The following is a 9,175-nucleotide window of genomic DNA, read 5'->3' as shown; positions in this document are numbered from 1 at the left end:
AAAGGCTATCTGGAAGAGTTGAGTTCTGAAACCGTCAGCTCGACTGAGACCTTTGTGGCGATCAAGGCCAATATCGACAACTGGCGATGGGCGGGCGTCCCCTTCTATCTGCGGACTGGCAAGCGGATGTCGCAGCGTCACTCGGATATCATCATTCAGTTCAAACCAACACCCCATTCCTTGTTCGGGGAGGGGTATGAGAGTGCGAACAAGCTGGTTATTCGTCTGCAACCGGATGAAGGTGTGCGCCTGTTCGTTCAAATCAAGGAGCCGGGCCCGGGCGGCCTCCGCGTTAAGTCTCTCCCCTTGAATCTCTCCTACGCCGAAAGCTTCACGGTTCGGTATCCGGACGCGTATGAGCGTCTGTTGATGGACGTTGTGCGCGGAAACCTTTCTCTCTTCATGCGCAAGGATGAAGTTGAAGCGGCATGGACTTGGGTTGATGGGCTTATCGAAGCCTGGGAAAAATCTGGTGATCGCCCCGAAGCCTACACAGCCGGTTCGGATGGCCCACTCGCTGCTGCCATGATGATGGACCGCGACAATCGAGCATGGTGGGAGGGATCATGAGCGGATTGGCGCATGAATTCATGATGTTTGACAGCCGCGACGAGGCAACCCGCTTTGTAACGCAATTCATAGCAGGCGGGCTGACGAAGGCGTTGGAGCTGAAAGGCACTGCGTCGCTGATGGTGTCAGGTGGCTCAACGCCAGGGCCGATATTTGATGCCCTTGCCACGACCGAGCTGGATTGGGCGCGGGTCATGGTTGGTCTCGTCGATGAACGTTGGGTCAACCCTGAAGACGACGCATCCAACGAGCGCCTCGTACGCAGCCGACTGCTAAAGGCAAACGCCGGAGCTGCAGGCTTTCTGCCGATGAAAACAATGGACGCCATGCCGCAGGAAGCTGTGGCAGACAGAGACAAGGCGTATGCCCCTCACTGTGATCCCGCAGACGTGGTTTTTCTTGGTATGGGTGAGGATGGTCATACCGCCAGCTGGTTTCCGGGTTCGAAGGATCTGTCAGCCGCTCTGGAAAGTGAAAATGTGGTTGCAGCCGTTGATGCGACCGGGTGTCCGGTCGCCGGTGAAAATCCGCAGCGTATTACCCTTACAGGCAAGGGCGTAACGAGTGCGTCGTCCGTGATCCTGCTAATCTTCGGAGAAGCGAAAAAGGCAGTGTTCGACACGGCGATAATGTCGTCCGTGCAGGAAAAGCCTATTAAATATGCAATCGATAAATTGGGGCCGCGTTTGACGGTCGTATGGGCAGCATAATGGTTGAGATGAATTCGACAATCGCAGAAGTGACCGCGCGTATTCGAGAGCGGTCACGTGACTCGCGCCAAGCATATCTCGAAATGATCCGTAGTCGCCGCCCCAAGGATTTCGCCCGGCGGAGAATGTCTGAAAGCAGTTTGGCGCACGCCTCGGCGGGATGCGCGGTGATTGAGAAGACACAATTACTCGGCGCGGGTTGGCCGAACATTGGTGTCATCACAGCCTACAACGACATGCTTTCAGCACATGCGCCGTATCAGGACTACCCCGCTATTATTCGGGATGCCGCACGGGAGGTGAATGCCATTGCACAAGTCGCCGGAGGCGTCCCTGCAATGTGTGACGGCGTCACGCAGGGCTTTACCGGTATGGAGCTGTCACTGTTTTCTCGCGACGTGATTGCGATGGCATCGGCCATCGGCCTGAGTCACGACGTGTTTGATGGCGCAATGCATCTGGGTGTTTGTGACAAAATTGTCCCCGGCCTGGTGATCGCTGCGCTGCGGTTTGGCTGGATCCCGTCTGTTTTCGTGCCAGCTGGGCCCATGCCGTCCGGTCTGCCCAATCCTGAAAAGCAACGCGTTCGCCAGTTATTTGCGGAAGGCAAGGTTGGTCGTGACGCGCTCTTGAAAGCGGAGTCGGAAAGCTATCACACGCAGGGTACTTGCACATTCTATGGCACAGCGAACTCGAACCAGATGCTGATGGAAGTCATGGGGTTCCACTTGCCAGGCGCTGCCTTCGCCAATCCAGGCACACCTATTCGCGAAGCGCTGACACGTGCAGCCACACATCGCGTCGCGGAGATCCATGCGCAGGGCGATCACTATATGCCAGCGGGCGAAATGATCGATGAGCGGTCTATTGTGAATGGCGTGGTAGGTCTGATGGCGACGGGGGGGTCTACCAATCATGCACTTCACTTGCCAGCCATGGCAGCTGCTGCGGGCATCATTCTAACTCTGGAAGACTTCGCGGATATCAGCGCGGTGACGCCGCTGCTGGCGCGTGTTTATCCAAACGGACCGGCTGATGTGAATCATTTTCACGCAGCAGGCGGTATGGGTTTCCTCGTACGTGAGTTGCTCGATGCCGGTTTAATGGATGGCGACGCCATGGGCGTGGCTGGTCCGATATCAGGCTACGCGGCGGAGCCTTATCTGGAAGATGGCAAAGCCGCCTGGCGTCCTGCCCCGGACACCAGTGCCGATGCGGACATATTGCGCCCTGTATCTGATCCATTCTCCAAGGATGGCGGACTGCGGATGATGGACGGTCCGATTGGCTTGGGCGTCAGCAAGGTGTCCGCTGTAAAACCTGAGCATCGCATTGTGGAAGCACCTGCGATCGTATTCGATTCCCAGGAAGCGCTGAAAGCTGCATTTGATGCAGGAGAATTGGATAAGGACTTTGTCGCGATTGTTCGGTTCCAGGGACCAGCGGCGAATGGCATGCCTGAATTGCATACACTCACGCCGCCGCTCGCAGTTTTGCAAGATAGGGGCTTCAAGGTGGCGTTGGTCACGGATGGCCGTATGTCAGGCGCGAGCGGTAAAGTGCCGTCAGCGATCCATGTGAGTCCGGAAGGTTCACGCGGCGGCCCGATCGCAAAAGTGCAAAATGGCGACATGATTGTGTTTGATGCCGAGCGCGGTGTGCTCGATATCAAGGTTGATCCGGAAGAGTTTGCAAAGCGCATCCCGGACGAATACAGGCCAAACGAGAACGGGATGGGACTCGGCCGCGAAATGTTCACCTATTTCCGGGAATTGGCAGGCCCTGCCGCCAATGGGGCGAGCCAGTTCAATTTCTCGAACCGGGGGGACTGATCGGATGGGTGAGCCCGTTTTGGTTGGGGATGTAGGGGGAACCAATGTCAGGTTCGCTTTGGCTGAGAGGCGCGGCGGCAAAGTTGAGATCAGTGATTTTTCAAAACTGTCCGGGGATAGTTTCGAAACATTTGCTGCTGCGTTGCGCCGATACCTGCAAGACACCGGATTAGAGCCGAAGCATGCCTGTTTTGCCATGGCCGGCCCTGTGCGGGACGGAGAAGTCATGCTGACCAATCGGGATTGGCACGTCTCAGCCCGGCACCTCTGCGAGGTGTTTGGCTTTGATGACATTAAAATCATCAATGATTTCACCGCCATGGCCCGATCGGTGCCTGAGCATTCCGGAGACTATTTTGAGGAAATCTTGCCTGGAAAAGAAATACCGGAACTGCCTGTAATAGTAGCCGGGCCTGGCACCGGATTCGGGGTGGCATCCTTGTTTCCCCTGGGCGACGATGCCTGGCAGGTTCTCACGGGTGAGGGCGGACACATCGCCTATGCGCCAAGGGATGCATTGGAATTCGACATAGCGAGTGTTCTCATGCGGACTCAGGGCTATGTATCGAACGAATTGGTTGCGTCGGGCATGGGACTCGAATTCGTCCATCGCGCATTTTGCGAAGTCTTCGGGCGCAATTTGGAAGACATCTCTCCCGAAGAAATGCGTCACCGGGCTGACGAAGGTGACGAGATGTTTGATCAACTGATCGCCATGCGCGCGAAAGCCGTCATGGGGGCAGTCGGCGACCTGGCGCTCGCAAATGGGGCGCTTGGCGGTGTCGTTCTGGCTGGTGGGGTAACTGAGCGAATCGTGGATTATCTGCGACGACCTGAGTCGGTTGCCCGGTTCCGTGAACGTGGACCGATGTCTGGCTACCTTGCGAATTGTCCGGTACGCCTTATGCACGATCCCGAGGCGCCTCTGATTGGCGCTGCTGCCTACTATGCCCAGGAGACGCTTAAATGAATTCCTCGCTTGATGCCTTGAAAGCGGCCGCCCAACGGGCACCGATCGTCCCTGTGCTTGTGGTGCCTGATGTGGACGCAGCGGCTCCATTGGCGCGCGCGCTTGTTGAGGGCGGTCTCACGATCGCTGAAGTGACGCTGCGCACGCCAAGTGGCTTGAAGGTCATTGAGGAAATGAAGAAGGCGCAGCCGGATTTGATTGTGGGCGCGGGGACGGTCTTGACGAAGGAGGACGTTGTGAACGCAATGAATGCCGGTTCCGACTTCCTTGTGTCTCCCGGCATGTCCCCCGGCCTGCTGGACGCACTCGGTGATTATATGGGCATCACAATTCCGGGCGTGGCGACCGCCAGCGAAGCGATGACGCGCTATGAGGAAGGGTTCAAGATGCTGAAGCTGTTTCCGGCCGCGATTGCTGGCGGCGTAGGCGCGCTCAAGGCGCTGTCCGGACCGCTGCCGCATCTCCAATTCATGCCGACGGGCGGTGTCAGCGCCGATAATGCGGGTGAGTATCTGTCCCTGCCAAATGTGGTGGCAGTAGGCGGCTCGTGGATCGCGACGGAGAAGGATGTAACCACTGGCGCGTGGTCGTCCGTTGCCGAGAAGGCAAGGACGGCGCTTAGCAGGATCTAGTCGCCGTCCTCAAATGACCTTGTATCAGGAGCGTCCGAAAACGCGCTCGAAGGTCGTGTCCACGTGTTTGAAATGGTAACCAAGGTCGAACAAGGCCTCGAGTTCGGAATCTGTCAGTCGGGATGATACTTCCTCATCCTGTTTGAGCAGGTCGAGAAGGTCACCTTCCTTCTTCCAGGTCCGCATCGCATTGCGTTGGACCAGACGATAGCTGTCTTCACGGCTGACGCCTTTTTCGACGAGGGCCAACAAGATGCGTTGCGAGTTGTGGAGGCCACCCATGCTGTCGATCGTGCTCATCATGTTTTCGGGATAGACCAAGAGGTTCTCGATCACGCCGCCAAGACGGTGCAGCGCAAAATCAAGATGCACAGTCGCGTCCGGTCCGATGCCACGTTCGACCGAGGAGTGCGAGATATCGCGCTCGTGCCAGAGCGCAACATTTTCCATGGCAGGCGTCACAGCGGATCGGACAAGCCGGGCAAGACCCGTAAGGTTCTCCGTCAGAATGGGATTGCGCTTGTGTGGCATGGCGGATGAGCCCTTTTGGCCTGCCGAGAAAAACTCTTCGGCTTCGAGCACTTCAGTGCGCTGGAGGTGACGTACTTCTGTTGAAAGCCGTTCAATAGAAGACGCGATCACACCCAAGACTGCGAAGAACATGGCATGGCGGTCGCGCGGGATGACCTGGGTAGAAACGGGCTCGACGCTGAGACCAAGCTTTTCGGCAACATGAGTCTCAATCGACGGGTCGATATTTGCAAATGTACCAACTGCGCCGGAGATTGCACATGTCGCCACTTCTTCGCGAGCCAGCACCAGGCGGGTCCGTGCGCGCTGGAATTCGGCATGATAGCCGGCAAGTTTCACACCGAATGTAGTGGGCTCTGCATGAATCCCGTGACTGCGGCCAATTGTGGGTGTCAGCTTGTGTTCAAAGGCCCGTTTTTCCAGTGCGGCCAAGACGCGGTCTACACCAACCAGCAGGAGATCGGTTGCACGTACAAGCTGAACATTGAAACATGTGTCCAAGACATCTGAAGAGGTCATGCCCTTGTGCAAAAAGCGCGCTTCGTCACCAACATGTTCTGCAACATTTGTCAGAAAGGCGATGACGTCATGCTTCACTTCCCGCTCGATTTCATCGATTCGATCGACGTCAAACGCCGCACGTTCGCGGACCGCTGCGGAGACTCCCTCCGGGATCAGACCCTTCTGCTCCATGGCTTCGGCTGCGAGGGTCTCTATCTCCAGCCAGATGCCGAATTTGGATTCGGGAGACCAAATGGCTGCCATTTCGGGTCGGGTGTATCTGGGGATCATGGAGTACCTCGGGGCTGGGATTCGGCTTTCTATTACTGGCTGGAGCACAGAACACCAGTGTCTCGGTAAATTGAGCGCAGATGAAACTGCGTGGCGGGTGTGTATCCCTTGGTGCGGGGAGGGTTGCGGAATATGAGTGCATGGTTGAAATGCGTGGCAATTGGTAGACTGGAACGCTTGTATGTTTCGGTGGCGGCTGGAGCAGGTTCATGCAACTCAAACCGATGATCGCGACAGCTGCTGGCCTTCTGATGATGGGACCAGCGCTGGCCGAAAACATAACTGGAACCTGCCATGCGCCTGTTTTGATTCCGGAAACGTTCGAGACCGTGACCGAGCAGGTGCTGCACGAGCCCGAACGCACCGAAATTCGTATTTATCCCGCCGAATACAAAACAGTGTCGCGGTTGGTCGAGGTCAAACAGGCCGCGACCGAGTATAGAATCGTGCCTGCAGTCTATGAGGCGGTTACAGAGCAAGTGCTGGTCCGGCCGGAACGAACAGAGACGGTTGTGATCCCAGCAGAATACGAAACCTACACCGAACAAGTGCTGGTCCGGCAGGCTTATTCGACGTTGGATTTGAAGGACGAGGTGGCTGGTCGCGAGATTGCCGGCGAGGACGAGGCCAGCAAAGCTTTTCAGAATGACGTGCTTGTGTCGGTCGAGGTCCCGGCCGAGTACAAGACAATTACACGCACGCGTATTGTGAAGCCTGAACAGTCCGAGACACGCATAGTTCCAGCAGAGTATCATACGCTCGTGAAGCAGGTCCTGGTCGAACCGGCACGTGTCGAGCCGGTTACGATACCAGCGGAGTATGAAACTCTCATGATCGAACAATTGGTCAAGCCCGCCCGTGAAGAAATCGTCTCGATCCCGGCGAGGTACCGCACGGTCGAGAAACGGATCGTGACAGGCGAGGGGAGGGCAGAATGGAAGCCTGTGTTGTGCGACGAAGATATATCTCCCGAGACGATTACTGCCCTTCAGAAAGCGCTTTCACAAGTCGGTCATGCGGTCGAAATTGATGGCAAATTCGGGACCGCAACGATGAGCGCGCTGAAAGAGCACCAGCGGGAGCAGGGCTTGGGTGTGGGTCAGCTGTCGTTCGAAACGCTAGAGGCACTCGGCGTACCTGCTCACTGATCCTTTGGGTGCGAATGGATCGCAAAAAGCCGATTGAATTCATGGCTATGGCGCCGAGCCTGCTGCGCCCGTTCTGCTTTGCGCCGTGACGCACCGCCGCAGTATAGTGCACGTGAGTTGGGCAATAATTCAGGCTAGACTGAGTTGCTGCGATATATTGCGTCTGTCTGTTGCGCCATAGGCGAAACCGTCCTAATCCGGCGCCAGATCAAGCCACCCCTGCGGCAGGAGACAAGGTACCATGTCAGAGATCGAACGCTTGGCACTCGACTATTTGCCCGTGATCATTTTTCTGGTCATCGGTGCCGTGATTTCCGGCCTATTCATACTAGGTTCGGTGCTTCTGGCGCCCAGCAATCCCGATCCGGAAAAGAACTCAGCATATGAGTGCGGCTTCCCCGCTTTTGACGACGCGCGGATGAAGTTCGATGTGCGATTCTATCTCGTCGCGATTCTGTTCATCATCTTTGACCTGGAAGTGGCATTTCTGTTCCCGTGGGCGGTCAGCCTTGGAACGATTGGCTTGGTCGGATTCTGGTCCATGGTTGGTTTCCTCGGTGTTTTGACCATCGGATTTGTTTATGAGTGGCGCCGCGGTGCGCTGGAGTGGGAATAATGGCTGACGATTACAAGACATATGCTCTTGGCGGCGCGCGGACGGGAGTCGAAGGCGGCTTTCAGCCCGGCAATGACGACCCGTTCTACACCGGCCTGTCAGACCAATTGGCTGATAAAGGCTATTTCACCGCCGCAGCCGACGATCTGATCACTTGGGCGCGTACCGGTTCCCTGATGTGGATGACGTTCGGCCTTGCCTGCTGCGCCGTGGAAATGATGCATGCTGGCAACCCGCGCTACGATCTTGAGCGCTTCGGTATGGCGCCGCGCGGTTCACCCCGCCAGTCGGACGTGATGATCGTTGCCGGCACCCTGACCAACAAGATGGCGCCAGCCCTGCGCAAGGTTTACGATCAGATGCCGGAGCCACGCTATGTGATTTCCATGGGTAGCTGTGCCAATGGGGGCGGCTATTACCATTACAGCTACAGCGTTGTCCGTGGCTGCGATCGAATCGTGCCGGTCGATATCTATATTCCGGGGTGCCCGCCGACTGCTGAAGCGCTGGTTTACGGCTTCTTGCAGCTACAGAAAAAGATTCGCCGCGAAGGCTCGCTGGAACGGTAGGAGCTGACATGATGACCACAGAAGCTATCGAAGCCCTGGGTGAGCTGGGCGCTCACATCGCCGCGCGCCAGCCGGATGCCGTCAAGTCTGCGGACGTGACGCTTGGCGAGCTGACTGTGTTTGCCGAGCGCGATCACATTGTGAGCCTGATGCGCTTCCTGCGCGACGACCAGCAGTGCAATTTCGAGACGTTTGTCGATGTTTGTGGGGTCGACTATCCGGAGCGGACCGAGCGGTTCGAAGTCGTTTATCATCTTCTTTCGATGCGGATGAATCATCGTGTGCGGGTACGTATCAGGACCGATGAAGACACGCCCGTTCCGAGTATTGTCGGGCTTTGGCCTGCCGCAAACTGGTTCGAACGGGAAGCCTTCGACATGTATGGCATCCAGTTCTCCGATCATCCTGACCTTCGCCGCATCCTCACCGATTACGGCTTTGAGGGGTACCCGCTGCGCAAGGACTTCCCCCTGACAGGCCATTATGAAGTGCGCTACGACGACCTTGAAAAGCGCGTCGTCTATGAGCCGGTCGAGCTGCCGCAGGAATATCGCAATTTCGATTTCCTCTCACCATGGGAGGGTATGACCAGTCATATTCCCGGGGACGAGAAAGCCGAGGAGCCTTCTGAATAATGGCTGACACCGCGCACATCTCCGAAATGGAAGACCGAAAGTTCACATTGAATTTCGGTCCTCAACATCCGGCCGCCCACGGCGTCCTTCGTATGATTCTCGATCTCGACGGCGAGATCGTGACCCGTGTGGACAGCCATATCGGCTTGCTGCATCGCGGCACCGAGAAG

The 9,175-nt window shown here is 56.8% G+C and carries 9 protein-coding genes and 2 pseudogenes; 10 read left to right on the top strand and 1 reads right to left on the bottom strand.

The window, feature by feature from the left end:
- The 5 genes and pseudogenes from B4F73_RS00865 to eda form a co-directional block, all read left to right on the top strand.
- Positions 1-570, top strand: a pseudogene (locus B4F73_RS00865) (glucose-6-phosphate dehydrogenase); the annotation flags it as partial.
- Entirely contained in the window at positions 567-1,280 is a 714-nt protein-coding gene (gene pgl / locus B4F73_RS00860) for a 6-phosphogluconolactonase (RefSeq protein WP_290482290.1), read from the top strand. The pseudogene B4F73_RS00865 and the gene pgl, both read left to right, overlap by 4 nt.
- Positions 1,280-3,112 (top strand): phosphogluconate dehydratase, encoded by a 1,833-nt coding sequence (gene edd / locus B4F73_RS00855; protein ID WP_290481578.1) that lies wholly within the window; start codon positions 1,280-1,282, stop codon positions 3,110-3,112. Before pgl ends, edd begins: the two co-directional genes overlap by 1 nt.
- A gap of 4 nt (positions 3,113-3,116) precedes the next feature.
- The gene (locus B4F73_RS00850) at positions 3,117-4,082 is read left to right on the top strand and encodes a glucokinase (protein ID WP_206990510.1); all 966 of its coding nucleotides are present in this window, start codon (positions 3,117-3,119) and stop codon (positions 4,080-4,082) included.
- Positions 4,079-4,714, top strand: coding sequence for a bifunctional 4-hydroxy-2-oxoglutarate aldolase/2-dehydro-3-deoxy-phosphogluconate aldolase (gene eda / locus B4F73_RS00845; protein WP_206990509.1), 636 nt, complete (start codon positions 4,079-4,081; stop codon positions 4,712-4,714). The genes B4F73_RS00850 and eda overlap by 4 nt, the downstream gene beginning before the upstream one ends.
- A 24-nt stretch (positions 4,715-4,738) precedes the next feature.
- On the opposite strand, the gene purB is transcribed toward eda, so the two are convergent.
- Positions 4,739-6,037 (bottom strand): adenylosuccinate lyase, encoded by a 1,299-nt coding sequence (purB, locus tag B4F73_RS00840; protein ID WP_290478776.1) that lies wholly within the window; start codon positions 6,035-6,037, stop codon positions 4,739-4,741.
- 209 nt (positions 6,038-6,246) lie between these two features.
- On the opposite strand from purB, the gene B4F73_RS00835 reads away from it, so the two are divergent.
- The 5 genes and pseudogenes from B4F73_RS00835 to B4F73_RS16705 all read left to right on the top strand — a co-directional run.
- Positions 6,247-7,185 (top strand): peptidoglycan-binding domain-containing protein, encoded by a 939-nt coding sequence (locus B4F73_RS00835; RefSeq protein WP_290482289.1) that lies wholly within the window; start codon positions 6,247-6,249, stop codon positions 7,183-7,185.
- A 241-nt stretch (positions 7,186-7,426) separates the two neighbouring features.
- Positions 7,427-7,801, top strand: coding sequence for an NADH-quinone oxidoreductase subunit A (locus B4F73_RS00830; protein WP_034812269.1), 375 nt, complete (start codon positions 7,427-7,429; stop codon positions 7,799-7,801).
- Positions 7,801-8,370 (top strand): NuoB/complex I 20 kDa subunit family protein, encoded by a 570-nt coding sequence (locus B4F73_RS00825; RefSeq protein WP_034812271.1) that lies wholly within the window; start codon positions 7,801-7,803, stop codon positions 8,368-8,370. Before B4F73_RS00830 ends, B4F73_RS00825 begins: the two co-directional genes overlap by 1 nt.
- Positions 8,371-8,378: 8 nt before the next feature.
- Positions 8,379-9,005 carry an NADH-quinone oxidoreductase subunit C gene (locus B4F73_RS00820; RefSeq protein ID WP_242517303.1) on the top strand — a complete coding sequence of 209 codons (627 nt, stop codon included), beginning with the start codon at positions 8,379-8,381 and terminating at the stop codon, positions 9,003-9,005.
- Positions 9,005-9,175: pseudogene (locus B4F73_RS16705) on the top strand (NADH-quinone oxidoreductase subunit D); the annotation flags it as partial. The gene B4F73_RS00820 and the pseudogene B4F73_RS16705, both read left to right, overlap by 1 nt.

It is taken from the genome of Hyphomonas sp. UBA3601 (genome assembly GCF_002375605.1).
GTDB lineage: Bacteria > Pseudomonadota > Alphaproteobacteria > Caulobacterales > Hyphomonadaceae > Hyphomonas.
This window is presented reverse-complemented; position numbering and strand designations above follow the sequence as displayed.

Excerpts from the sequence above, each read along its gene's own strand:
- eda (WP_206990509.1), top strand. The coding sequence starts at position 4,079 with ATGAATTCCTCGCTTGATGCCTTGAAAGCGGCCGCCCAACGGGCACCG.
- B4F73_RS00835 (WP_290482289.1), top strand. The coding sequence starts at position 6,247 with ATGCAACTCAAACCGATGATCGCGACAGCTGCTGGCCTTCTGATGATG.
- B4F73_RS00825 (WP_034812271.1), top strand. The coding sequence starts at position 7,801 with ATGGCTGACGATTACAAGACATATGCTCTTGGCGGCGCGCGGACGGGA.
- B4F73_RS00820 (WP_242517303.1), top strand. The coding sequence starts at position 8,379 with ATGATGACCACAGAAGCTATCGAAGCCCTGGGTGAGCTGGGCGCTCAC.
- purB (WP_290478776.1), bottom strand. The coding sequence starts at position 6,037 with ATGATCCCCAGATACACCCGACCCGAAATGGCAGCCATTTGGTCTCCC.
- B4F73_RS00850 (WP_206990510.1), top strand. The coding sequence starts at position 3,117 with ATGGGTGAGCCCGTTTTGGTTGGGGATGTAGGGGGAACCAATGTCAGG.
- edd (WP_290481578.1), top strand. The coding sequence starts at position 1,280 with ATGGTTGAGATGAATTCGACAATCGCAGAAGTGACCGCGCGTATTCGA.
- pgl (WP_290482290.1), top strand. The coding sequence starts at position 567 with ATGAGCGGATTGGCGCATGAATTCATGATGTTTGACAGCCGCGACGAG.
- B4F73_RS00830 (WP_034812269.1), top strand. The coding sequence starts at position 7,427 with ATGTCAGAGATCGAACGCTTGGCACTCGACTATTTGCCCGTGATCATT.